This is a genomic window from Thermodesulfobacteriota bacterium, assembly GCA_040757775.1.
Taxonomy (GTDB): domain Bacteria; phylum Desulfobacterota; class UBA8473; order UBA8473; family UBA8473; genus UBA8473.
Window position 1 is genome coordinate 118,971 of the sequence record JBFLWQ010000001.1, and the last position, 23,264, is coordinate 142,234.

General features: G+C 41.1%; 38 protein-coding genes. 26 read left to right on the top strand and 12 right to left on the bottom strand.

Annotation, left to right across the window (positions count from 1 at the left end; genetic code table 11):
• Positions 1–7: 7 nt before the first annotated feature.
• From AB1401_00680 to AB1401_00700, 5 genes are all read left to right on the top strand, one after another.
• Positions 8–1,582 carry a DUF4942 domain-containing protein gene (locus tag AB1401_00680; protein MEW6613978.1) on the top strand — a complete coding sequence of 525 codons (1,575 nt, stop codon included), beginning with the start codon at positions 8–10 and terminating at the stop codon, positions 1,580–1,582.
• A gap of 27 nt (positions 1,583–1,609) precedes the next feature.
• On the top strand, positions 1,610–1,789 hold the full coding sequence (locus AB1401_00685) for a SymE family type I addiction module toxin (protein MEW6613979.1): 180 nt from the start codon (positions 1,610–1,612) through the stop codon (positions 1,787–1,789).
• A 69-nt stretch (positions 1,790–1,858) separates the two neighbouring features.
• Positions 1,859–2,326, top strand: a complete 468-nt coding sequence (locus AB1401_00690; GenBank protein MEW6613980.1) for a hypothetical protein — start codon at positions 1,859–1,861, stop codon at positions 2,324–2,326.
• Positions 2,327–2,339: 13 nt separating this feature from the next.
• On the top strand, positions 2,340–2,600 hold the full coding sequence (locus AB1401_00695; GenBank protein MEW6613981.1) for a hypothetical protein: 261 nt from the start codon (positions 2,340–2,342) through the stop codon (positions 2,598–2,600).
• A gap of 21 nt (positions 2,601–2,621) precedes the next feature.
• Positions 2,622–2,948 carry a hypothetical protein gene (locus AB1401_00700; protein ID MEW6613982.1) on the top strand — a complete coding sequence of 109 codons (327 nt, stop codon included), beginning with the start codon at positions 2,622–2,624 and terminating at the stop codon, positions 2,946–2,948.
• 26 nt (positions 2,949–2,974) lie between these two features.
• Here AB1401_00700 and AB1401_00705 read toward each other — a convergent pair whose 3' ends face one another.
• The 12 genes from AB1401_00705 to AB1401_00760 all read right to left on the bottom strand — a co-directional run bounded on the left by AB1401_00705 (position 2,975) and on the right by AB1401_00760 (position 10,360).
• On the bottom strand, positions 2,975–3,169 hold the full coding sequence (locus AB1401_00705) for a hypothetical protein (GenBank protein ID MEW6613983.1): 195 nt from the start codon (positions 3,167–3,169) through the stop codon (positions 2,975–2,977).
• Positions 3,170–3,266: 97 nt separating this feature from the next.
• Complete coding sequence (locus AB1401_00710; GenBank protein ID MEW6613984.1) at positions 3,267–3,884, bottom strand: hypothetical protein; 618 nt, start codon at positions 3,882–3,884, stop codon at positions 3,267–3,269.
• Positions 3,885–3,896: 12 nt separating this feature from the next.
• Positions 3,897–4,379: a thermonuclease family protein gene (locus tag AB1401_00715; GenBank protein ID MEW6613985.1), complete on the bottom strand. Its 483-nt coding sequence runs from the start codon at positions 4,377–4,379 to the stop codon at positions 3,897–3,899.
• 44 nt (positions 4,380–4,423) lie between these two features.
• Complete coding sequence (locus AB1401_00720; GenBank protein ID MEW6613986.1) at positions 4,424–4,666, bottom strand: Ada metal-binding domain-containing protein; 243 nt, start codon at positions 4,664–4,666, stop codon at positions 4,424–4,426.
• A gap of 18 nt (positions 4,667–4,684) precedes the next feature.
• The gene (locus AB1401_00725) at positions 4,685–5,017 is read right to left on the bottom strand and encodes a hypothetical protein (GenBank protein MEW6613987.1); all 333 of its coding nucleotides are present in this window, start codon (positions 5,015–5,017) and stop codon (positions 4,685–4,687) included.
• A gap of 193 nt (positions 5,018–5,210) precedes the next feature.
• A complete protein-coding gene (locus AB1401_00730) occupies positions 5,211–6,158 on the bottom strand; it encodes a hypothetical protein (GenBank protein MEW6613988.1) in 948 nt (315 codons plus the stop codon).
• 177 nt (positions 6,159–6,335) lie between these two features.
• Positions 6,336–6,944, bottom strand: a complete 609-nt coding sequence (locus AB1401_00735; protein MEW6613989.1) for a TIR domain-containing protein — start codon at positions 6,942–6,944, stop codon at positions 6,336–6,338.
• Positions 6,937–7,359 (bottom strand): hypothetical protein, encoded by a 423-nt coding sequence (locus AB1401_00740; GenBank protein ID MEW6613990.1) that lies wholly within the window; start codon positions 7,357–7,359, stop codon positions 6,937–6,939. The genes AB1401_00735 and AB1401_00740 overlap by 8 nt, the downstream gene beginning before the upstream one ends.
• A 150-nt stretch (positions 7,360–7,509) precedes the next feature.
• Positions 7,510–8,856: a hypothetical protein gene (locus tag AB1401_00745; GenBank protein ID MEW6613991.1), complete on the bottom strand. Its 1,347-nt coding sequence runs from the start codon at positions 8,854–8,856 to the stop codon at positions 7,510–7,512.
• 18 nt (positions 8,857–8,874) lie between these two features.
• On the bottom strand, positions 8,875–9,441 hold the full coding sequence (locus tag AB1401_00750) for a hypothetical protein (GenBank protein ID MEW6613992.1): 567 nt from the start codon (positions 9,439–9,441) through the stop codon (positions 8,875–8,877).
• 8 nt (positions 9,442–9,449) lie between these two features.
• Positions 9,450–9,920, bottom strand: coding sequence for an ImmA/IrrE family metallo-endopeptidase (locus AB1401_00755; GenBank protein MEW6613993.1), 471 nt, complete (start codon positions 9,918–9,920; stop codon positions 9,450–9,452).
• 2 nt (positions 9,921–9,922) lie between these two features.
• Positions 9,923–10,360: a helix-turn-helix transcriptional regulator gene (locus AB1401_00760; GenBank protein MEW6613994.1), complete on the bottom strand. Its 438-nt coding sequence runs from the start codon at positions 10,358–10,360 to the stop codon at positions 9,923–9,925.
• A gap of 133 nt (positions 10,361–10,493) precedes the next feature.
• Here AB1401_00760 and AB1401_00765 point away from each other — a divergent pair, with 133 nt between their 5' ends.
• The 21 genes from AB1401_00765 (at position 10,494) to AB1401_00865 (ending at position 23,261) form a co-directional block, all read left to right on the top strand.
• Positions 10,494–10,709 carry a helix-turn-helix transcriptional regulator gene (locus AB1401_00765; GenBank protein ID MEW6613995.1) on the top strand — a complete coding sequence of 72 codons (216 nt, stop codon included), beginning with the start codon at positions 10,494–10,496 and terminating at the stop codon, positions 10,707–10,709.
• A gap of 94 nt (positions 10,710–10,803) precedes the next feature.
• A complete protein-coding gene (locus tag AB1401_00770) occupies positions 10,804–11,298 on the top strand; it encodes a hypothetical protein (GenBank protein MEW6613996.1) in 495 nt (164 codons plus the stop codon).
• Positions 11,295–11,426 carry a hypothetical protein gene (locus AB1401_00775; protein ID MEW6613997.1) on the top strand — a complete coding sequence of 44 codons (132 nt, stop codon included), beginning with the start codon at positions 11,295–11,297 and terminating at the stop codon, positions 11,424–11,426. Before AB1401_00770 ends, AB1401_00775 begins: the two co-directional genes overlap by 4 nt.
• 219 nt (positions 11,427–11,645) lie before the next feature.
• Entirely contained in the window at positions 11,646–12,701 is a 1,056-nt protein-coding gene (locus AB1401_00780; protein ID MEW6613998.1) for a hypothetical protein, read from the top strand.
• A 125-nt stretch (positions 12,702–12,826) separates the two neighbouring features.
• Positions 12,827–13,963, top strand: coding sequence for an exonuclease subunit SbcD (sbcD, locus tag AB1401_00785; protein MEW6613999.1), 1,137 nt, complete (start codon positions 12,827–12,829; stop codon positions 13,961–13,963).
• Position 13,964: 1 nt separating this feature from the next.
• Positions 13,965–14,144: a hypothetical protein gene (locus tag AB1401_00790; protein MEW6614000.1), complete on the top strand. Its 180-nt coding sequence runs from the start codon at positions 13,965–13,967 to the stop codon at positions 14,142–14,144.
• A complete protein-coding gene (locus tag AB1401_00795; GenBank protein ID MEW6614001.1) occupies positions 14,134–16,374 on the top strand; it encodes an SMC family ATPase in 2,241 nt (746 codons plus the stop codon). Before AB1401_00790 ends, AB1401_00795 begins: the two co-directional genes overlap by 11 nt.
• 16 nt (positions 16,375–16,390) lie before the next feature.
• Positions 16,391–16,783 carry a single-stranded DNA-binding protein gene (gene ssb, locus AB1401_00800; GenBank protein MEW6614002.1) on the top strand — a complete coding sequence of 131 codons (393 nt, stop codon included), beginning with the start codon at positions 16,391–16,393 and terminating at the stop codon, positions 16,781–16,783.
• On the top strand, positions 16,713–17,390 hold the full coding sequence (locus AB1401_00805; protein MEW6614003.1) for a hypothetical protein: 678 nt from the start codon (positions 16,713–16,715) through the stop codon (positions 17,388–17,390). Before ssb ends, AB1401_00805 begins: the two co-directional genes overlap by 71 nt.
• An 86-nt stretch (positions 17,391–17,476) precedes the next feature.
• The gene (locus tag AB1401_00810) at positions 17,477–17,959 is read left to right on the top strand and encodes a crossover junction endodeoxyribonuclease RuvC (GenBank protein ID MEW6614004.1); all 483 of its coding nucleotides are present in this window, start codon (positions 17,477–17,479) and stop codon (positions 17,957–17,959) included.
• Positions 17,947–18,264, top strand: coding sequence for an HNH endonuclease (locus tag AB1401_00815; protein ID MEW6614005.1), 318 nt, complete (start codon positions 17,947–17,949; stop codon positions 18,262–18,264). Before AB1401_00810 ends, AB1401_00815 begins: the two co-directional genes overlap by 13 nt.
• The gene (locus AB1401_00820; protein ID MEW6614006.1) at positions 18,261–19,205 is read left to right on the top strand and encodes a hypothetical protein; all 945 of its coding nucleotides are present in this window, start codon (positions 18,261–18,263) and stop codon (positions 19,203–19,205) included. Before AB1401_00815 ends, AB1401_00820 begins: the two co-directional genes overlap by 4 nt.
• Positions 19,111–19,935: an ATP-binding protein gene (locus AB1401_00825; protein MEW6614007.1), complete on the top strand. Its 825-nt coding sequence runs from the start codon at positions 19,111–19,113 to the stop codon at positions 19,933–19,935. The genes AB1401_00820 and AB1401_00825 overlap by 95 nt, the downstream gene beginning before the upstream one ends.
• Complete coding sequence (locus tag AB1401_00830) at positions 19,936–20,472, top strand: hypothetical protein (GenBank protein MEW6614008.1); 537 nt, start codon at positions 19,936–19,938, stop codon at positions 20,470–20,472.
• 140 nt (positions 20,473–20,612) lie between these two features.
• Positions 20,613–20,804, top strand: coding sequence for a hypothetical protein (locus AB1401_00835; GenBank protein ID MEW6614009.1), 192 nt, complete (start codon positions 20,613–20,615; stop codon positions 20,802–20,804).
• A gap of 11 nt (positions 20,805–20,815) precedes the next feature.
• On the top strand, positions 20,816–21,037 hold the full coding sequence (locus AB1401_00840) for a hypothetical protein (GenBank protein ID MEW6614010.1): 222 nt from the start codon (positions 20,816–20,818) through the stop codon (positions 21,035–21,037).
• A gap of 14 nt (positions 21,038–21,051) precedes the next feature.
• Positions 21,052–21,621: a hypothetical protein gene (locus AB1401_00845; GenBank protein MEW6614011.1), complete on the top strand. Its 570-nt coding sequence runs from the start codon at positions 21,052–21,054 to the stop codon at positions 21,619–21,621.
• On the top strand, positions 21,618–21,929 hold the full coding sequence (locus tag AB1401_00850; protein MEW6614012.1) for a hypothetical protein: 312 nt from the start codon (positions 21,618–21,620) through the stop codon (positions 21,927–21,929). Before AB1401_00845 ends, AB1401_00850 begins: the two co-directional genes overlap by 4 nt.
• Positions 21,919–22,116 carry a hypothetical protein gene (locus tag AB1401_00855; GenBank protein MEW6614013.1) on the top strand — a complete coding sequence of 66 codons (198 nt, stop codon included), beginning with the start codon at positions 21,919–21,921 and terminating at the stop codon, positions 22,114–22,116. Before AB1401_00850 ends, AB1401_00855 begins: the two co-directional genes overlap by 11 nt.
• Positions 22,117–22,126: 10 nt before the next feature.
• The gene (locus AB1401_00860) at positions 22,127–22,795 is read left to right on the top strand and encodes a DUF5131 family protein (GenBank protein ID MEW6614014.1); all 669 of its coding nucleotides are present in this window, start codon (positions 22,127–22,129) and stop codon (positions 22,793–22,795) included.
• 85 nt (positions 22,796–22,880) lie between these two features.
• Entirely contained in the window at positions 22,881–23,261 is a 381-nt protein-coding gene (locus AB1401_00865) for an ASCH domain-containing protein (GenBank protein ID MEW6614015.1), read from the top strand.
• Positions 23,262–23,264 lie beyond the last annotated feature (3 nt).

Sequence of the window (23,264 nt, forward strand, 5' to 3'; positions counted from 1 at the left end):
ATAACCCATGATAAATGATACTTTTTATCCTACTCCAAGACCATTAATAGAAAAGATGGTAGGCAAAATAACACGAAAAAGCGGATTAATGATCCTCGAACCTAGTGCCGGAAAAGGGGATATTGTTGAATATTTACAAAACAACTGGGATTATAGGGGTATTCAAATTGACGCTATAGAGATAGATGAGACCCTACGAGCTACATTGTGGGGGAAATATATTAATGTAGTTGATAGTGATTTTCTTAACTTTGTTGGGCTAGATAAATACGATGTAATAATAGCAAATCCTCCCTTTGATGAAGGGGATAAACATTTACTCAAAGCTATTGAGATAATGTATTGTGGGGAGATAATTTTTCTCTTGAATGCAGAAACCATTAAAAACCCATATACAAATACTAGAAAAGAACTTGTAAAGCAGTTAAATAAATTAGGGGCAGAGATTGAATATATCCAAAATGGTTTTATGGACGCAGAGAAAAAAACCGGTGTTGAGGTAGCTTTGGTTTATATCAAGATAGTAAAGAGTGTTGAAGAAGATTTATTTGAGGGAGCAAATGATAAAGCCAAGGATACGCAAGAAACGATAGAGACCCCTTATGAAATAGCAACGCTGAACAATATACAAAACATGGTGGATGATTTCAACAGAGTTGTTTCCGTGGGAAGTGAAACCCTGATTAACTACTACAAAAACTACAAACACATATCGAAGTTCATAAAGTTAGCCAGCAAAGATGGAAAATGCCAGGAATACTATAATGATGAAACCTTAACTCAGATCATGCAAGACAAGCTAAATGTTTTTTTAAGAGAGGTAAGAAAGTCGTATTGGGAAGAGGTGTTAAATCTCGACGTAATTAAAAATAGACTGACCAGAGCAAAAAGAGATATTTTTTATCATCAGTTAAAGGCTCGGTCTTATATGGATTTTACAGAAAACAATATTAGGACTTTTGTCCTCAATATAATTAATGGATTTGGGAAGACCCTCACAGAGGCAGTTGTCGAGCTATTTGACATGATGACAATAAAGCATTCATGGGATAAGAATAAACTTTACGAAGAAAACATCCATTATTTTAATGGATGGCAAACCAATAAAGCCTTTTATGTAAATCAGAAAGTCATTTTGCCCTATTTCTATTTTTGGGACAATATATTCAATAAGTGGAGAATGGGCTATGATACAGAGCGAAAGTTAAGTGATATTGATGTGGTTATGAATTATTTTGATGGTATGAATAATCGTTATTTGTCAATAGCTCAAGCATTAAGAGGGGCTTTTGATAGGGGACAAACCAAGAAAGTGCTATCTACCTATTTTGAGATTACGGTCTATAAAAAGGGGACAATACATCTGGTTTTTAGGAATGAAGGAATGAGGCGTAGATTTAATATTACTGCTTGTAAAGGCAAACATTGGCTCCCTGCAGATTATGGGGTTAAGCCTTTTGAACAACTGCCGGCTCCTGAGCAAGAAATAGTAATGTCGTTTGAAGGGAAAGAAACTTATGATAAAAATGTTGGTGATTGTTTTTATATTCCTACGATAGAATCTAATCTGTTAACAATATAATTGTAAAGGACATGGGGTGGTGGATTAATGAAGCGCAAGTTAAAGGTGATAGAAAGGTACTACGATAACGAATTTCGAGGTGGGGGTCACTCTGAAATCAGGCTAAAGGGTAAATGGCTTTTGAAGTTTGGGTTCAAGCCAGGAGCTAAGGTGGAAGTGGTGCCTGAGGATGGTAGGTTGGTTATTCAGTTGATAAAAGATGGTTGATGTTTCCGATAGATTCCACTTGACATAAAGTATAAAACATATTACCTTCTGTTGCAGGAGGTAATTAGAATGCGGAGGATGCGAATGTATGGTAATCCAAAGGTACTAGCGGAGAGGTTAAATGCGGTTTATGGTAATATGGAGTCTCCTGTCTATCTAAGAATTAAAGTGAAAGGGTTTTCTGATGTTCTTGTTTTGAAGGCTCGCTCTAATAGTTCCTGGATGGTCTCTAACGAAAGTATGGCTCCTGATATGTTCAAGGATTATGATAATTCTGAATTTTCTGGATATGATGAGAATGAGGTAATATTACAGCTTGAGGATCGAATTAGCCGAATATGGTTGGATGACAAGACAGTGTTTAGTACCTGGGCTGACTTTATTGACTGGCTTGATGATCTTGATGTCCGTGAACCAGAGTTCAGGACCACGGTTCACCTGCCCATGTCTGTTACTGTTGCACTGAGAGCATTGAAGGATAAGACCGGTAAGGATATGAGGCATATAATCTGTGATGCTGTAAAAGCGTACTTGTAGAGGGGAAAGGAATATGGATTCTAATAAAATTTATCGTTTAAATTATATTATTGAAAAAAACATTAAGATTCCTGAAATACAGGAGTTTCAATTCCCTTTCACTAAGATGGAAATTGATGATTCTTTTTTTATTCCATTACTTGATTGGGTATCTATGGGGGTGGTAAATAGGCGGAGTGGTTTTTGGGAATGCGTACAAAAATATTCGCCTAAAGGCAGAGAATATGAAGTGAGAACTGTCGATGGTGGATTTAGAGTATGGAGAATAAAATAAGGAAGAAAAGAAACGATTAAAATGGTAAGAGATAGCCTGTGCTACGAGGTTGTTGAGCAGAAGGATATAAGTTATGCCGGGACACCACGAATAGCGCTCAAGGCTGTTGTTCAGGCAGATGGTATTCCAAGCAAAGAGCAGCTAGAACAAACAGCTAGTCAGATATATCGCCAGTGTATCAAGAAGATGAAGGTACGCAAAAAGAAGCGTGATGAAGTAGAGGTGACTGTATTTATATATCTGCCTGATATGGATACGGCTTGGTCCGCCTACGGAGTGGCAGAATTCAAGGAGACTGATGGTCTTAAGAAATTTTGGATTAATGATAGTGTGCTTATCTCTCTCTGATAGGTCCTGACTCTTATATTTCACCGTTACCTCTTTTTAATCCTGTCTATCTCACCTTTTAGCATCTTTTCCTTTACAGCCTGTATTTCCTCAAGTACTTCTGCTTTGGTGATTATGCCTTTCCTATCTAGAACGTTTATAAGTGCCTCGGTTGTTACCATTTCTGACACCAAAAGGTCTTCAGTACTCACCATTTCTCGAATGTCTAATTTTTCTGCCATGGGGTACCTCATTTATCAGAAAAGTAGGAGTGCCTGATGTCTATCAAACTTTCCGTTAGAGTAACACAAACTCTTGATTCTTGTTCCCCCGTTACGTTTATTTATCAAGAACATTTGCGATTAATATTATTCCAGGATAGTAGCAACCCTTATATTCTAGTTGACGCACAATCTTGGGAAAACACCAAGCAATTGCATGATCTTGTCTTGGAAGAATCATATTTATGAAGGCTTGGATATCATTGTCCAGGTTTGTTGCTTCCTCTTTTTTGATACAGGGTTCAATGAAAGCAACACCGACCCCAATACCACCATTGCAACGGACACGTTTAATGTCATCAATTGCTTTAAGGATTGTCTTTTCTATCTGACTCGAAGCCTGTAAAGTCTTTAAATTAACTCCATCGTACTTCGTTTCAATAGACCACTCTTCCTCACTGGTGCCTATCCATAAATCGACTCTTCCCTTATAGATTTCTTCTGATTCAGCAGTCACCTTTTTTTCATCCGAATATGCCTCTACGGCCACAAAGCCTGAACGCCAAGCTGCAGCAGCAAGCATACTAGTATTTGCTCTTTCATTGTACCAGTAAGGTGCATCACCTTTACAAACTGTTACATATTTCTCAACTACCCAAATCCAGTCTTTCAAAAGAAAACCCCAAGGCTCTAACGATGCATTATTAATAAGATAACCATCAATTGATTGAACCATGGAAACTACCTCCTATTTTCGTTTCCTATGTTTCCCCCACAACCCCAACCCCTTTTCCCTCGCTTCCTTCTCATATTTCCTGAACTCATCAAGATACTTGAAAGGAAATCTCGTATAAGCGTGTCCATAACCCTGTTTGACTATCTCAGCGTTTACAAAAGTGCCATCTGTTAGGAAGACATAGGCAAGCAACCTTCCATATTTATCTCTTTTTTGCCAATTATATTCAAGACGGACTTGCTTGCCTACGACCATGTTTTTTGTGAATTCAGATGCTTCTTTGCCGTAATATTCAACGGGTTTTAATGGATGCACTGTTTCAGGGGTATCAACTCCAATAAGTCTTATTTTCTCATGCGTTCCATCTATCTCGACAACAATAGTGTCACCATCAACGACTCGTGTGCAGGGGTAAAAGTCTTGTGCAATTAAAATCCCTGTTAAAAGAAAAAGAAACGCAATAATTCCTAAAAAAGACGCATATTTGTGTCCCATAAAATACATATCCGTATCTGGTTAATAATACTATTGATTTCCAATCAATCTGTAGTCGGTGGTTTACAAACCTTGCAGGGTATATATCCCGCTGTTAAAGCCTCTTTTGCAGATTTAAATGTCACTAAATTTTCAGATTTAATCTTTAATGCCCATCTACAACTAGGAAAGTGATACTTATTAGATTTGGCAGAACCGACATACTTATAATCAGCTGCAATGGCTAAGCAGATAACTGAGAAAACCACTAAAACAAGTAAAGATACTGAAATTCTAATTTTCTTCATAACAAGACCTCCTTAAATTTATTTAGTTTCCTCAAAAATTGGGGCGTTTTTATTGTATTGCCATCTGTCTAAATCATCAGATACCCCATCATTGTCATCATCTCTATCCATATAATTAGGAGTGCCGTCCTTATCATAATCTCTGCTCTTGGGATTCATTAACTCATAAGAACTTTTCGAGGGACCATAGTTATCCTGTTTATATTGATTTGGAGCAGACCTTATATGAGGCCGAACATATGTACCATCTTTTCTATAATAGCCTTTTACGTGGACATCTTTAGCAAACGTAATACCAATAAGTGACACCAGAAATAAAACTAATAACACTGAGACAATTAACTTTCTCATAATTTCCTCCTTTAGTTAAAAATAAAAAAGCGTCCTTCCTTTTAGCCCTGTAATCTCAGGAATTAAGAAAAGACGCCCTCATAATTAGCCCCTTTGTGATTAGGGTTTAGAACCACACCATTTTCGGTGGTAGGATAAATCTTTACTTGACTCTTTTTGCCTAAAGGTATGATTTGTTGATCATAAAGTAAAGTCAATCGTCTTCTAATTTTGCATCTTCAGGTAGGCTGGCTCTTATAGTAATTTTTAATCGTTCTGCAGCCTCGTCTAATTTATCGGGTTCCCATAATACCGTGTGTAAGTGGTTTGTATCAAAATGTGTCCCTTCATTTTTAAAATAAGAGCTTTCACATGTATAAATGACAGGCTTACCAAGTCCCTCTGCAAATCCTGCTTCCCAATAAGCTCCATGATTTCTATCTGTAAGTTCCGCAATTAGAAACCTAGCTGTACGAATTTCAATCCTTAGTCGATCGTCAATTGACCCTGCTTTTGGTTTTTCATCAATTCTAAAGAGATTAAACCCTGTTTGCTCAACCGCTTTTTTAAAGTAATCTCTATAGACTTTATCAATTAAATCGTTTTCAAACGGCATTGCCATAAAAGCTTTCCGGCTATCTAATGCCCCCTTTTTTATAAGTTCATAACGCTGCCAACCTTTAAAAGAAAGAGTTACATGACGCTTGACCATGTCGCTCTTGCTAATAAGGAGACCTTGCTCAATTAGGGAGCTTACAATAAAGTGGAAGTTATGGTTGTTTATGGCTCCAATAATCGCTTTATGCAAATCAGGATTAACGTCTATCTCAAGCCCTGGGGTTTCTATATTATCTCCTATCCATAAAACCAGATTATCGGCCTGTTCTGCGGGGGATGGCAAGTAATTGTTTTCCAGTATTTTGTCGAGTATTTTTGAGTCAATCTGAGGCCGGGAATTTTGCTTTTGCATTCTTCGTATGGCATAGCTAAGAACTGCTGATTTTTTTTCAGTTAAATTTTCTGATCTCAGATTATACAAGGCTTTGCGTGTAATAGTAAATGGTCCGCATACCGGGCAATTATAGTCATGGAAATCATCATATCCCCTTCCCTTATATTCCGTTACAATTGATGAACATATTGGACATTTTTGATCACTCATAAAAAACCTCAAATAATACTCATCTTTATAACGCCGAAGTAAATGGCAACCTAGGTTTAGAAGCCCTTTGCAAAGCCAAGAATTCTCAAATTGCTGAAAAATCCAAACCGTGAGGCATTAGGCTCGAGGATGCCGAAAAACGGGCGCACAGTTCCTTGGTCCCCTTTGTTGGGCAGCCTACCTTTGCTTCGTCAGATCGAAGTCGTCTGCTTTTTCTGATTTCTCGAAGGCGTTCTCAATGTATTTCTTTGGAACGGCCAAAAACTCTTCAGCATCGATCAATGAGATATACGATCCGTCTAGTTGGCTGTAAGTTTTGCAGTTAGCGCATGCGTATTTGTTCCCTTTGCGCTTATAGCGGTTTTTGTTGATGATGTCATAAAGTTTGGATGTATCGTAAGACCTGACTGAGCATCCATCGGGCTTCTTCGTAGTTGTGACCAACCAGTCATACCCGCCGTTGACCTTTTGGATAACGCCCACGACGCCGTTTGCCTTGGATGTGCGTCCCTTTCGAGTGATTTCTTTGACCAAGTACTCGATCTCCCAATCAATCCATTTGCTATCTTTCATATTGGGGGAGATGACCACGATGGTGACGGATGTATTGTACATCATGTCCGTTAGATTCTTCTTGATATTCTCCGTCGATGTGTCAGTTAGGTCTGGCGAATCTGCAGTCTCTCCTTGGTAGTATGTTGCATCATCGCCAAGTGCCTTGATGATCTTATCTCTGAGGCCCTGGGCCTCGCTGTACTTGTAACTAATGAATGTCTTTCTAGCCATTAGTTCCTCCTATGATCAGACAGAAAACCATAACTACAACAATGGTAAGGATGAGGATGCCGTGGAATAGGAGCATCGTCTTCGAGAGGATACTCTCGGGCCACGTTGCATTCCCTTCGCCCTTGAAGGTGGCCGCGTTCATTCCGAAGTCGATATCGTCTTGTTCCCGTGCTCGTATCTGGTCGTAGAGCCATCGGTAGAGCCGCTCTTGGTATAGGTAATACCCATCGAGTATCCAAAAGGCGATGGCAGGCAGATAAGCAAGGTACACGAAAAGGGGGTTGGTCTCCTTGGCCGCGAGAGCAAAGAGACCTGAAACCAAAATAACGCTCCAGCCCTTTAGCAAGAAGGAACAATGAGCCATCCGATTAATTATGTCTTGAATCATCTCAAGGTGCTTTAGTTTCTTCTCCATATTCTCTCCTGATTTAACCAGTTCTAATCAGCCGTGCGGCTTTTTGTGTCGGCTGAATTAGCTATGTTATGCAAGTAGTTAATTGGACATTCGAGTAGCATCTTAATCATGCTTGATCGTTTCATTTATCGCCTTTTTAACGCTGCTTACTTACATAGCATTGCTTTCATCTCTCATAATTAGCTCAAGTTCCTTAGTAATAACTCGTCTGCACATCAACTGAAGTACTCTGAAAAGCGCTAGTTCTTCGTAGCTAAGTCTATTCTTGCCTCTATGAACGATCCTCGACCTGACGTCGTAGATATCTTTGAAGTTTTTGAGAATTTCCTCTCTCTGGCTATGGCTCTTTCCTATGAGATAGGCACATCTGTTCCCTAACAGTTCCCCTATACTAAGGAGGTCAGTCTTGTGCTTGTGCTGCTCTCCAAGTAAGATTTCCATTGCTACCATGCTCTGAACAAATGATAGTAGTTGGTTTTTTTCTAAATAACTGTCTAAAAGCCACTGCGAAGCCAATAAGATAGGCTTGGCCTTCTCTGGATTTTGAAATGCTGTTGATACGATGAGAAGCCTGCTCTGAATCATCCCTTTCATTCCCTCTCTGTCAAGGTGACCGTTAAGGTCATCTATTTCAAGCTTGTCAAGTACCCCGGAAAGGTCTGAGGGAAGGTTATATTTAGTCCATATCTCCCAGTTTTCTCCCAGTTGGCGATGCACAATCAACCCTCTCACGGCAGGCAATCCCACCCCAAATGGGGAGATGACTGGCTCCTTGCCTATTTTCATCAAGCGAACCGCTAAGGATAGCCCTATGAATTTTTTTATTTTGGAAATTGCTTCCCGTACAGGTGCGCTTTCCTGGATGTAACCGATGAAGCCTTCAGTATTTATATGAAAGTATGAGCTTTGTTTGTTCCACTGATCCGGTACATATCCTGTGTAGACTCCCAATCCTGAAGGAAGACCTCCAGGACCATGTAACCTTTCATACCTATTTCTATTACTAGACTGCAACGGATAGGTAGTGTCAAAGGTTTCATCGGGAGAAACGATTCTAAAATCCCTGTCAAACTTATAGTGGCCCACTGCCTCTCGCATTTGCTGGCTGATGTTACTAGGAAGCTCAAATGAGATCAAGTACGACCACGGGAGACTTTGAAAAGCGCTGATCAATTTGCTTGCGACTGCATGCAAGTCTTCATACCCAGGAAGCGTATTTAACAGGATTCCCTTGCTATCTGGGTTGTATGTGCCGCTTTCCCCAATGTCCCTAGTTATTGTTTCGTAGATAAAATCAAAGAGTGGTGATTCTCCGGCATACTGATCTAGTTTATCCCTGAGCTTTCCAGTTTTTGGCAGTATCTCATCAACGGCATCAAGACCTAATATCGTATCGGTATCTAGATAGATACCCTTGTTTACTCGGATGTGGGTGAGATTTTCGGCCACTGACTTGATCAGTTGAGATATGCACCCTTGATGCAACCCAAGTGCCATTGTAAGAAGAATCCTCTACTACTTAATTAGGTTTAGTTCCAGGCTATTGATGGCATTTGAAAAGGCTTCACTAATTGACGCTTCGCCACTTCTATATCCCCATACATTGAGTTTTGTAGAGTATCCGCGTATTCGTTTGTCAATCAACATCTCCTTTTCCTTGAAGATTTTGACATCATAAATAACGTCTCCAATCCAATGTCCCTTTTTAAAATCGAGTTTGAAAATGAGGATTGATATATTGAACAGTAATGATGGATTTTGGTCTTTGCCTACAATATCAAAGCCCTGCAACCTGTCTTCAAAGGCATTGTAAAATAGTCTCGAAAGATTTTTATCTACGTCAACTTCCGGTTTCCCTTGTAGAACCGTTATGACATCAAATCTGCTTGCATCGTAAGTTTTTTTAAAGTCCGATCCGAATATCTCCTTGTCTTCCCGGAGGTCCTGGATGTTAAAAGCCAATTTTACATGGTCAAGTTTTTGAGTCTCAATGGCTTTTTTGTACGATACGACTATTCTGCTGTTTAGTGTGGAGCAACCCAAAAGATTTAGTATTATGACCAGGATTGTTATATAGCGCATAAGCCCCCCTACCTCCTAAGTTTCAACTGTCTGTATCCATCATAAACATCCAGTCTAAAGTCAACCAGGTACTTGGGTACGCTATATTTTTCCGAAATGTCTTCATTGTTTTTAATATCATCGATTAGACAACAGGTAGGAATAATTGCTAGTGCAGCAAGGATACTTGCCTGTCTTTCAATCTTGCTCAGCCAGTTCCTTGCCAGGTAGAAGTGGGTTGTACCAGGGTGATATTTGAAGTGGAAGTATTCGTGGAATCCTACAAAGGTTTTGTGCCCCTCCATTAACCGTTTCTTGATAATGATACAAGGATGATCGTCTATAACGAGATACCAGCCATTCCATGGGATCTTACACTGATATGTGATGATGCCCTCTTTTTCGCATAAAGATTCAAAGTCGTCATAATTCAGAGGAGTCTTATTGTATTTTGGAATCTTTGATTCCAGACTATAGATAATTTCCTCTGTCAGTGACATGGTCACCTATTCCGATCACGTTTTCTTTTGATCACTTCCCTTACGTGTCGTATTGCTAGCCTTACATCCTCTTTATCGTTTTCTGAAAGCTCATCGAAGTCTTTGAAGTCGTTGAATAGACCTTTAATTTCTTCATCTTGGTTCATGCGTTTAAGACCCAGGCCTTGTTTGACTTCATTTACTATCTCTGACTTTATAGATTGGAGATACTCTTTCACTTCAGAAGGTTCTTTCTGTTGCCTTCTTGCTTCGAGTATTTCTCTAGGGTCTGTGTTGAATAGTTTGGCGATGTCTATTATCGTTTTCTCTGAAGGAATAAATTTCCCCGATTCTATGTTACCGAAATATGCTTCACTTTTTCCTATTGCCTTTGATGCGGAAAACTGAGTATGCCCGGATTGTTCTCTTAGCCGCTTTATGATGTCTTTGAATTCTTCCATCCATCCCTCCACTTAAATCGACATGATTGGTTATATTAACTTGATTTTTTTTTAAATTCAATGAATTTTTTTCTTGACACATAGATATTTACATGTTAGTATTCAAATAAAAACACCAAAAGTTGGTATTCGAATGAAAAAGAGTGATTTCAATCCTGATAGAATCTACGAAATAAGAATAAAGAGAGGATTTGTTTTAACGGACCTAGCGACACTCTGTGGTGTCTCCCCTGCTCTTGTTCACTATTGGGAGAAGGGTAAATGTACGCCTACCCCAAAGAGGATCTATACTCTGGCTAAGAAACTGGGAATTGAACCAGAATATTTTTTTACAAAGGATACTCAGTAATTTACATGTTAGCATTATGCTATTCTGGAATAATGAAACCACAATAAAATCTCAGTTTCAAGGTAAAAGTAAGGTAAATATTGGAGAGCAAGGAATGAAAACTCTTGCAATTGCCGAGGGCGGTAATGGAAAGCACTTTGCTCTATCGGCACATGTCCTCTACAGGTGCCTGATTTATGAAAAAAGGTACCGCCTACAAGAAGTCGCCAGGAAGATTCGCCTTCCTGTATCCACCCTCTACAAGTACTGCCAAGGAATTTACGCTTGCCCGGTAGAAATACTGAAACGAATCTTTACAGTCACGCAGGATATAGAAATTCTGGAGTTGCTCAAACCGGACGGATATGACTTTATCCGTGCGGAGAAATGTACAGGAGCTCCAATGTCTACTGTTGAGGTTGAGTTCAATGATGACTTTTTGGCTGTGTCAAAGGTAGTAGATGCCTATCGACTGGCAAAGGAAGATGGAAAGATTGATGAGAGAGAAACTGAGATACTTGACCGCCTTTTGGACATAGCAAAATGTGAGATTGAAGAGACAAGACAAGTTATCAGCAGTGAGATAGGCAAGGAAGGAAGGGGACGATGAAAGATGTGTTTATCAGGATGGTCAGGCCGAAGGTGTACAGACGGTCTGATGTGATTGCTGACATGATAACAATGTTCGTTTTAGGAGTTATTGCGGGAGGTTTAGGTATACTGATGTTCCTAAGATGACGCAGAGAGGAGGTGAGAAGGTTGAGAACGTTAGAAGAGCTTAAAGCATTGGCTTCTAATGGACCCAAACTTGAAGGCTACTATGTAACGTATCTGAAGAAAAAAAGAAGGGATCTACGTTCCCGGCCAAGAAAAAGTAGATCCCCTAAAAGCAAATCTTAGGTCTCTTTTAGCATATTGCCGAAGGAGATGTCAAGGAAAAAGTGAGGTGAAGGAATTATGGGAAAGGAATTGGCTATATTTACTGAACAGATAAGTGAGTACAAGAAAAAGAATTACAACGTATTGCTACCATCTGAAACGATCCAAGAGATAGGAGCGTTCCAAAAGCCTGTTCTTGAGATTGTCAGGATCAGCCCATACCCAAAAGATGGTGATGTGTACGTCACAGCTGGGGATTCTGAAAAAATCAACGATAATACCGACCTTGCCCTGTCAAAGGTTGGGCATGAGAAGATTGCATATGCCGCAGGTATTGTATGGGATTACAGAAACTCTGGTAGGACAGATGATGGAAGTGACCCTTACATGTGTTCGTATAAGGCGGTAGGAGCGGTTAAGAAAGAAGATGGTAGCTGGAGGGTTGTAGTAGGAGAAAAAGAGATTAACATCAAAGTCATCGAAGATGAACTTGTCGAACAGTACACGAAGAAGGCGAAGAACTTAAAAGATAATGATGGCAAGCCATATAGTGAAAAGCGCCAGAAGGAGTATGTTGACTTTTGTGTCCGAAGAGACGTACTCCAGAAGCGCAAGCACAAACTCGCCCTTGCTCAGACAGGAGCCATGTTGAGGACTATAAGATCCCTGCTTGCATTGAAATCAACGTACAAGAAAACTGAGCTTGAAAAGCCTTTTGTGGTGCCCAAGATTAGTTTTAACTTTGACCTGTCTGATCCAGTTGTTAAACATGCACTGATTGAAGAAGGGGTGCGCGCTACCGGGCTGCTGTTCGGTCAGGATAGAGATGCTACGCTTATGGGGTTGATAAATGGTGGAGAGGTACTTGATGTGCCGCATGAAGAGGTTGTGGAGAGCGATACTGAAAAGAATCTCGAAGAGAAGTCCGAAGACGCCATGAGCCATCATAAAGCTGACTTTCTAGCGGCTGACAAAAATGGACAGATAGGCGTTCTCAAGGCTATGATGAAAAGGAAGGGATACGACGCAGGTAAACTGAAGAAATCTCTTGATGAGTTTGCTGATGAACATCGTGTACTGTTTTACGAACGGCTTGAGAAAATGGACGACATCGGGGAGTTGCCCTTTGACTAAAACCACGTTTCAAAACTTGCTTCTGAACGACAAAAACAGGCGAAAATCAGGAGAAAAATATTGTGCCCTTCCCTTCTCACTTCTCCTGGCTACTGCAAACCGTTTGCAGGTAAATGGAGGTAAACGTGAAACTGCTTCATCTTGCCGATACGCACATTTCTGATAGAAGGTCTATTGCTGGTAAAGTAATTGAGAGGCAGGGTCTTAATCTTGCTCTTTTCGATACTGCACGTTGTCTAGACGTTGTCATAAATTATGTTCGGAACAATGGCATTGATCTTGTCCTCTACGCCGGTGACGTATTCGACTTTTGGAAACCGACACCGGAAGAGTATAGATTAGCATTGGAAACTGTGACCGAGATTGCCAAGCATTGTAGGATTGTCATCATTCCAGGCAATCACGACGTTGCAAAGAGTGGTAGAAGTCATGGTCTAATTCCATTCAAGTATTTAAGGAACCCAAACCTGTTTTTTTCAGACATACCTGAGATTATCGATCTTGATGAATGCCAAGTCTTTACGCTTCCCTATCCTACCCCATCACTCTTAAGAACCAACGACCAGTACAAGAATTTGACCATTGAGGAACTGAATGGAGTTGTCTCTTCAATACTACAGAAGGTTCTGAGAGGGTTTGAGGTGCAGAGAGACGAGGGGAGGATTTCAATAATACTCGGTCATATCACTGTTGCAGGCGCTATGTATAGTGAGTCGCAGATTGTGCCGATGCACGACATATCCATTCCGAAGAAGTGTTTGACTTGGGCGGACTATGTTGCCCTGGGGCATCTGCATTTAAGTCAGGAATTCTACCCTGGATCGATTAACCGAGAAGGATTTGGTGACGAGAAGGATCTGAAAGGATTCAGGGTAGTAACCATCGAGAAAGGAAAGGAGTCTTTGATTGAGTTTATTGAGACCCCTGCCAGGTCATATCGAACGTTTACCTTAAATGAGTTCGTGGAGTTCATGGCTGAGAAACCTGAAGTGGACAAGGAGACTATTGTACGAATCAAGGATGAGGTTACGAAGGAAGAGTATGAGAAGGCTAAGGAGTTGTTTACGAGACAGCCGTTTACATATCTCCAAAACTCGGTTGTGATTGCGAGGGAAGCCAGAAGAAGAAGCAAGGAAGCGACTGTTGATATGACGATTGATAGAGCAATAGAAAATTTTGTGGAGGTGAATGATCAATATCGAGAGATCCTCGGTCCAATGAAGGAGAAAGCTAAACTGTTAGAAGCACGGCTAGGGGGCTGAAATGATAACAAAAGCACATGAGGATCGAATCAAGAAAGAACTGCGTAAATTCCAAGATCGTCTTTCTGTGCCTGTCCGGGCGATTGACCGCCTTCATGCAATTCTTGGCATTCCGTATGATGAGATAGCGGAGTATTGCAGAAAGCTATGGGTAAGAAAGGAGAAGTTAAATGATCGTTGAAGAGCTAAGACTTGATAATTTTCTTTCCTATAAAGAATTGTCATTGAACTTCGAGCTTGTAGACGCTGTGATAATAACAGGAGAGAATGGGAGCGGGAAAAGCTCCCTGATAGATGCTTTCCTATGGGCACTGTATGGGAGGGCACGAAGTTCGAGTATAGATGATTTTGTAAAACTTGGTAGTGATGGTGCCACGGTTGAGCTTCAGTTCTCGCTTAATGGAGATCGTTACCGGGTTATACGTAAGAGGTCTTTAAAAACTGCCAAAGGGAAATCTGAGTTGGGTTTTGCTGTTATGAATGGCGACGAATGGAAATCGCTCGGAGGGTCCCTGACAGAGACGCAAGAAGCTATTGAAAGGGTTCTCAGGATGGACTACGAGACCCTTATCAGTTCGACTGTCTTGAGGCAGGGCGAGAGTGGTTTGTTCACCAAAGCGCCCCCAAATAGACGGAAGCAGATTCTGTCAAAGATTTTGAATCTCGAACGGTATGGAGAACTGGAAAAGCTTGCAAGACGTGATGCCGATGCTCTGAAAGGAAAAGAAGAGACTATTCGCCTTGAAGTTGGTAAGAGCCAGGAGGTCCTTGCTACGAGAGTTGATACAGAGAAGGAGCTAAGAGATAGGCGTGAGCATCTTGCCTCAATGAATGAATTGATACAGAGCAAAGAGAAGGAAGGGGATGATCTTGCTGGAGACATAAAGGCGCTCGAATTAGAAATTCAGGACCTCGTCTCAAAAAAGCAGAAACGTTCCCTGTTGTCGAATGAGGTCAAGGAACTGTCGGTAAAAAGGAGTGGGATACTTGCAAAGATAGAGAGGTTCAAGAAGGTACTCGATAAGGAAAATGATGTCCGTATGGCGGCTGAAGAAGAAAAGAATAGGCTCAAGGACATGGAATCACACGAATCGAATCTTACCGTACTCGAAGATAGGCATGGTGAACTTGAAAACGAGTATAAAGAAATAGAGATGGCAAAGCTACAGCTCTCTAAGCTGGAGAGCCAGGTCAAAATGGACGAAGTGGATCATGCGAATATGGTTGCCAATGCACGCAGGGATGTTGAGAGAGCTAATAGGGACGTTGCGAGATTGGGAGAGGTGCCATGTTCTGAGAACGCAGAGTACCAAAAAGCTTGTAAGTTCATCAAGGATGCGTTTGAGGTCAAGGCAGCATTGCCTGTTTTAGAAATGAGATTGAGGAAGCTTGAAGACCCGGCATGGAAACCTCCATCTAAAGAGGCACTCGATAAGCTCAAGGATAAGACGAAGGATTACGACTGGCAGGGTAAAGAGATAGAGGTATCAAAGACAACGATTTTAGCCATGAAAGGACGTATTGCGACTGCTAGGGAAGGACTGACGAAAATAAGAGAGATTGTTGGAATGATGCCTGAAATCGAACTGGCTGTTGAGGAACTGCCGTTATTAGAAAACGAGAAGAAACAGGTTGATACCAAAATGCAGACTTCTGAGAAAGAACTGGTAGCACTTGATCAGGAGATATCCAGGTATTCTGACAAGGTTTTGACTATTGAGAACGCAAAGGATCGTCTGAAAAATATCCATGCTGAGGTTGAGGGTTTCAGCAGACACAGGGATACTACCAACCAAGACATCGGTAGGCTTGAACACGTGCTGGCAACGATGGAAGAGTTAAAAAAGAGCATAGAAAAGCTAGAGAGTGAGGTGGTTGGAATCAGAGACCAGCGGCGTGTATCAGAGGCACTTGAAGAAGCGTTCAGGATGATTCCGGTGCTTATCGTGGAGAATGCGATTCCGTTTATTGAGGATGAGGCTAACGAGGTTCTTGGGAAGATTAGTTCCTCAGGAATGCAGGTAAGAATGGAGACGCAGAGAGCACTGAAAACGTCCGATAGATTGGCTGAAACGCTGGATATTGTAATCCAGGATAATGATGGTGAAAGAAAGTATGAGATGTATTCTGGAGGTGAAAGCTTCAGAGTTGATATTGCATTAAGGATCGGGCTGTCGAAATTGCTGGCACATAGGGCGGGAGCATGTCTTGAGATACTGATTATTGATGAGGGTTGGGGCGTACTTGACAACGTTGGAATTGAGCAACTGAAAGAATGCCTAGTAGGCTTAAGTGGAGAGTTCAAGAAGATACTTGTAATATCGCATATTGACTTGGTTAAGGATATGTTTCCGAACAGGATTGAGGTAACGAAGGGGATTAATGGATCAGAGGCTAGATTTTTGAATTGAAAAAAGGAGAGACTACATGCAAGGTATAAATCATGTCGTTATAGGTGGGAATCTTGGCGATAAGCCACTCGTTCGCTATACTCCTGCAGGAACTGCTGTTACGAATTTTGACATCGCTGTTAATAGGAAGTGGAGTGACTCTGAAGGTAATGAAAAAGAGTCAACGGTTTGGGTAAGGATTAACGCATGGGGAAAGCAAGCCGAAAATATAGGAGAGTACCTAGACAAGGGAAGTCCTGTTTTGGTGCAGGGAGAACTTGTAGAAAATCGTTGGGAAGATAAAGAGACAGGAAAGATGAGGTCCAAACTGGAAGTAAGGGCAAGGAGCGTTACGTTTCTTGGTAGTAAATCAGGTAGTAATAGAGAAGTACCACCATCGCTTGAATCAGATGATGATATCCCCTTTTGATATTTTTGTGAGAGGTAATGAAACCATGAAAGCAGAAATCTTACAGCAGTTTTGCGACATAGACAGAGAGGACATGAAAAAACCATATTCTGAAGATGATTTCACCTATGCTACAAACGAGCATATTTTAATCCGAGTACCTCGTATGGATGGAATAGAGGAATCACTCAAAGGGCCAGTGATTAAGGAGAAGGCAGTTGCCATCTATTTCAGTAAGGAGCCTACACAGTGGTTTCCGGTATCGCCTATTTATGTCGAGCAGGAATTATGCCTCAACTGTAAGGGCACTGGCCGTTTGTATACCTGCCATGAATGCGAGGGTGAAGGCCAAGTAATACCATGGACAGACTGGAATGATTATGATGAGCAAACATGCAGAACCTGTGACGGTAATGGCCAACTAGAAGCTGCGTGCATAAAATGTGATGGAACAGGAAAGATTTGGAATGACAAATCCGTTCCTATCGGAGGCGTTTATTTCAGCGATAGATATTTGTCATGGCTATATCAGTTACCGAATTGCGAAATTGGACCCTTTGGAACAAAAGATCCTGCTCGTTTCCGTTTTGATGGTGGTGAAGGTTTAATCATGCCACGATCAAAATAAATAAAATTAGCTAAGTATTTGATATTATTGACTTTTTATCTTGACACAGGTAACCAAATACGCTAGAATAAAGGTAATTAAAAATTATGGTAATCATGGGAATTGACCCAGGGCTTGCTGTGACAGGATGGTTGGTATTGGGTGACAAAATGCTTGCTCAAGGTACCGTGAGAACTCGCTCCGACATTCCAACCCTTGCAAGGGTAAGAGCTATATATGAGGAGTTACAAACCGTGGCGGATCGCTATGCTGTTGATGAGATTGTAATCGAAAACTTTAAGTATTATGGCAAGAATGTGACATCAACGGCAAAGATGAACAGACTGATTGGGGCAATCTATCTTATCGGGAACAAAAGAAACTTCTGTAAGATCACCGAATACTATGCTGATGAGTGGATGAAGGGAATTGTAGGAAAGGCATATAAGCTGAAAAGTAAGGCAGTTATCCGCTTTGTTGTAGAGAAAAGACTCGGCGAAAAGGTAGATACTTACCACACTGCTGATGCTTGTGGTGTTGCCTTGTACCATAGAGATATTAAGCGACTGGGGGATAAATGCCAACCGTAATATCTGATGAGCTCAGGTGGACTATCATAAACCGAGATTGTTATAGATGCAGGCATTGTGGTGAAAAAGGAGAATTGTTCTTTGATGGTAACACGTTAAAAGTAGTAGATAGATACCATAATAGTTATGAGATTGATCATATCGTACCAAGGTCTTATGGTGGTTTGACCGAGGAAGACAACCTGGTTCTTTCTTGCAGAGAATGCAACCGCAAGAAAGGCGATAGTGTTTGGGAGCCAATATCAATGTGCCTAATTGAATTTGCAGATTTTGTAGAAAAGGAAGCTGGCAGAGAGAGAATATGATTATAGCGGATAGGGGTTACATTGTGTTCCAAAGGTCAGGTATTCGTGGCAAACGAGTTATGAAGTTGCGGAAGGAAGAAAGGTGGGATTGGTTTGTGCTTCTGAACATGGCTAACTATTTCACTTTCCCAGGATTATTGGCAGATGACGAGTTGGATCCCTATTATGAGAGAGATTTCGCCTATCTTTTAGGTTTTGATACCCTCGCAGAATGGGAAGAGCTAAAGCAAAAACTCTTAGATGTTGGTTTGATGAAACGTGCTGAAGTTAATGGGTGTGAGTACCTATATATGACAGACTACCACATATACCAAGACCGAGGGTCGAACAAAGGACAGGGTAAGAGGGTAAAGGATCGTTTTTCTATCGGGTATATAAAACTGGATGACGGCAAAAAAGCCATATATGAAAGTCTAGTAAGAATTTTTAAACCAAGAGATATAGAAATCGATGCACTTCAACCTGCACTTTTCCATGCACAAGAATCGCACCAAGACTGCACCTCTGACAGCACCTCAACCCGCAATAACCATAACCATAACCATAACCATAAGAATAATACCCCCCCTACCCCCCCTAAGAAGGTAACTGGTCAACTTTCAAGTGAACAAGAGAATCTTTTTGATAAATTTTGGGAAGCATACCCTAAGAAAAAATCTAAGGGACAGGCAAAAAGAACTTGGTCTAAACTCAATCCGAGCGAGCAGCTCGTAGAGATTATGATCTCCACAATCGAGCGGGCCAAGACCTCAAAGGAGTGGACTGAGCATAATGGAAAATACGTCCCACATCCTTCTACATGGCTGAATGCAGAGGGATGGCTTGATGAATTTGAGGAGGAAAAGCATGGAAGAACTGAAGGAGGCACAGCAACGACTTATCGAAAAACGCAAGCAACAGGCGCAAGAAGTGACGGCAGGCCTTACAGAGTTGACCTATGATTATCCATGGCTGGATCGTAGTAAAATCAAGTTTAGGAAATGTGGTTGTGGAAGGGACCTAGACGAGGTCGTAGGTGGAGAACCCTACTGCTCTGTTTGTTCTAAAGAGACTAGAGAGAAAATTAGAGAAAAGCAACGTAGAGAGGAAATTGAAAGACGAGTTTGTGAGGTAAAAAAGGACGTATTTGGGAGCATGGAAAAAGCAGGGGTTTCCCCACATTATACTAAATGCTCGTTTGATAATTTTCAAAAGACAGGAACAAATGAGAAGTATCTTCGATTTTGTCAAAAGTATGTAGAAGATCCTGTTAGGAACCTTTTCTTTAGCGGAACTTGTGGAAGTGGAAAAACACACCTTGTTGCTGCTATTGTGAGAGAACTGCTACTAAAAGGTAAGAAGGTAAAATTTATATCAGTGCCAGACCTTCTGCTACAGATAAGAAAGACGTTCAATGGAAAGAGTGAGCTTAGCGATATTGACTATATTGAAAGATATGGTCGGTACGAGTATGTGGTTCTGGATGATTTTGGTGCAGAGAAGACAACGGATTGGGCAAGAATGATTCTGTATATGATAGTCGATATGAGAATAAGGTCTGTAAGACCAACAATTGTTACCTCAAACCTGAGCCTTGAACAGATTGAAGAAGATGTTGATGCAAGGTTGGCTTCAAGGCTTGGAGGGTTTCAAGTTATTATTTTTGCCTGTGAGGACTGGAGGAAAAGATAGATGAGAATAGGCAGGAAGTCACTTCTGTTTGGATGTCACCAGTTTATTTTGCATCCGATATTTGTTCTTATCGCCTGGATACGGCTTTATGGATGGCCACGGAATAAATGGATTTATGTCGGGATTCTGATACACGATTGGGGATATTGGTTTTCGAGCGGGTATAACAGCGTATTCGATTCGGATTTTGATATACATACTGTTTGGGCATATAGCAAATTGTTGTCTCAGGACAGAAAAGCGGCTGAGGAATGTTTATACCATAGTAGGTTTTTAGCTATACAACGTAAGAAAACGCCTTCCAGACTATGTTGGGCTGACAAAATGGCAAGTGCTATCATGCCTAGCTGGTTATGGGCTTTGCTTGCGTGGTTAAGCGGGGAAGGGGACATTTATAGGAATAACCGCAAGTATGAAACGTACCGAGACGAGAAGATAAGCCTTAAAGAATGGCATAAAGAATACGCCAAATTCATCTTGCCTGTAGTCGAAAAAAATGGAGGTAGGCAAAATGTTTGGTCTAAAGAAGTTTTGTGAGATGTATTTCAGTAATGACGTAGGATGGTTAATTGTAGCACTGTTGTTTATGCCCTTCGTAGTGTCATGGTTGCTTAGATCTAGGGCAACAGCATGGTTATTGAGGAAATTGGATATAAGATAGGAGGTAGATACATAGCATGGTGGAAACATACAGACTAAAGACTGGAGACAGGATTTATTCAACCGGTGTGTATTTAAGATGGGATGATGAGAGCAGGAAATTTACCGCAAGGGAAAGTGATTTTGAGGATGATTCGTTTCTTGTCGGCACTGGTGAGCATGTAAATATCAGTCAGTTGAGCGATGAAAGACCCTATGTAGAAAGATAAAGAGGTGGAAGTTGGACAGTAATGATAAGATAGTACCGAAAGAACAGGTTGTAGAAGGAGAAGTTAAGTATAAGACGTTTAGAGCAAATGGGAGGGTAGGAATAGTTTTTAGTAGACCTGTTCAACGTATTGATATGGATCCGAATGTGGCAATATCGATAGGAAATGAACTGCTGAAACATGGCAGGAAGGTACGAAAGGAAGAGAGAAAGAATAATGCTGGAGATTCTTAGAGTGGAGATGTGAGATGGAATTTGTTCCGAAACAGGAAAAGGAGAAAGCCCAGGACGTTCCCTATTTTGATGATGTAACCAGTGAAGGAGGCTGGCAGGGGCAGTCAACCAGTAAGTCTTTAGAGACGCTCAAGGCGGAAATCGTATCGGCAGTAGGAAGGCTTGGTGGTTTAGTTACAGGGTTTCAGCAAGGAATGTTCATGGTTGGAGATAAAGAGCGTGAGGGTTATCGAATGTTGTATGTGATTGAACAGCCAAATGGCAATATGATTCGTGGTCGTATGGATATCGCTGCTCTACCGGTAAAGCAAACCTATAGCCTGAGACGATCCCTTGAAACCAGAAAGGAAAGATCGCTTAAAATGGCTTTGTATATGCTTCGGAACGCTCTGGAAGGAACATGGTTCTTGCAACAGTTGTCGCCGGGTTACGCTCCCCTTATGCCGTGGATATTGACGTATACAAAGGATGGGGACAAAACCATCACCCAATTGTGGAGCGAAAGTGCCACTCTAGGTAAACTACTTCCGCCTGGTGAGAGTGAGTTTATTGAAGGAGTCTTGCTCGAGGAGGGTACTGAATGATGAAATACTTTTGTGAGGAATGTGACATCGGTCTTGACAAGCTGATTGATGCAGTTGCTATGGAAATGAAGAAGAAGCTACGGAGAAAGCATGACGAGGGATACCATGGATGGGATGATATCCACTTTGTTCAGGAACTATGGGAGAAATTTGAAGAGCATGTGGACCGAGGACTCGAAAAGGACAACATGATAGACATTATGAATCTGGCAGCTTTTCTATGGAACATGGCTGACGACGCAAAGGAAATGAACATGCTACCGGCAGTAACGATGAGAGGATTTTCTGAGGAAATCCATGGCGAATGACGAATTAAAGATCGGAGACGAAGTAAAGGTGCCGTATGTTCTTGGAAATATCTCTGCCCTTTGCAGAAGTGGTATTCTAGTAGGACTAATGGAGCCATATGCAAAAGTATTTATCAGATACGGTAGTCGCCAAACCGGCTATTGGATAGGGAAAATTGCTGAGGTGCGGAAGATACATCGCAAATAAGAGGATAATTATGAATCGAACCAAGATTGAATATGCTGATTGGACTTGGAATCCGATAGTGGGCTGTAAACATGGATGTTTCTACTGTTATGGTGAAAGACTTAACGATCGTTTTAAATGGATCCCAAATTGGAATATACCAGGCTATTATGATGAAAGGTTGGAAGATCCGTTAAAAGAGAAAACTCCATCAAGAATATTGGTCGGGTCTATGTGTGATTTGCTTGGTGATTGGGTTGTTACGGCATATATCCAGTACATTATAGATGTAACTGGCAAGTGTCCTCACCATACCTTTCTTTTTCTGACCAAAAACCCAAAGAGATACCAAGAGTTTGAGTTCCCCGAAAATTGCTGGTTGGGAATGACCGTTTCTAGCTATTGTCCGGCATTTGGTGTATTCCATCCATTTTATTCCAGAAACCAAGAAAATAAGAAATGGATTTCTTTCGAGCCGTTATTGTATGATCCCTATCCTTTATTAGAAGATTTCGTTTTTAAACCTTGTGATTGGATAGTAATCGGAGCAATGACAGGACGATATCGAAAAGATTATCCTGTAAAAAAAGAATGGATTGAGAAGATTTTAATGCAAGCAGACAAATGGAGTATTCCTGTTTTTATGAAAGATAACCTTAACCCTTATTGGGATGAAGAATGGAGGAGTGAGTTACCATGAAAAAGGCAATAATCAAATGGCTGATTAAGCATTGGTTGAAGGGGTATCACTTGGCAAGAAACCCCAAAAGGAAGGAAAAGGAAACATGAAAGCTCTGTCAATCAAGCAACCTTGGGCATGGGCAATTATCCACGGAGGCAAGGACATAGAAAACAGAACTTGGCCGACAAGGTTTAGGGGGAGGTTTCTCGTCCATGCCTCAAAGACCTTCGACATGGAAGGCTGGAAATGGATTGCCAGGATGGAGGGTAGGCTATGCATCCAACAGTCAATAGCGGAGTTGCCACATTACAAAGATTTTCTGATGGGAGGAATCATCGGGAGCGTGGAGATTGTAGGGTGTGTTAGGCATCATGGTTCTCTATGGTTTGAGGGGCCTTATGGTTTTGTTCTTGCGGATCCTAGGCCGATGGAATTCATGCTATGCAAAGGGAGCCTTGGATTTTTTGATGTATCTGCCTTTTAAACA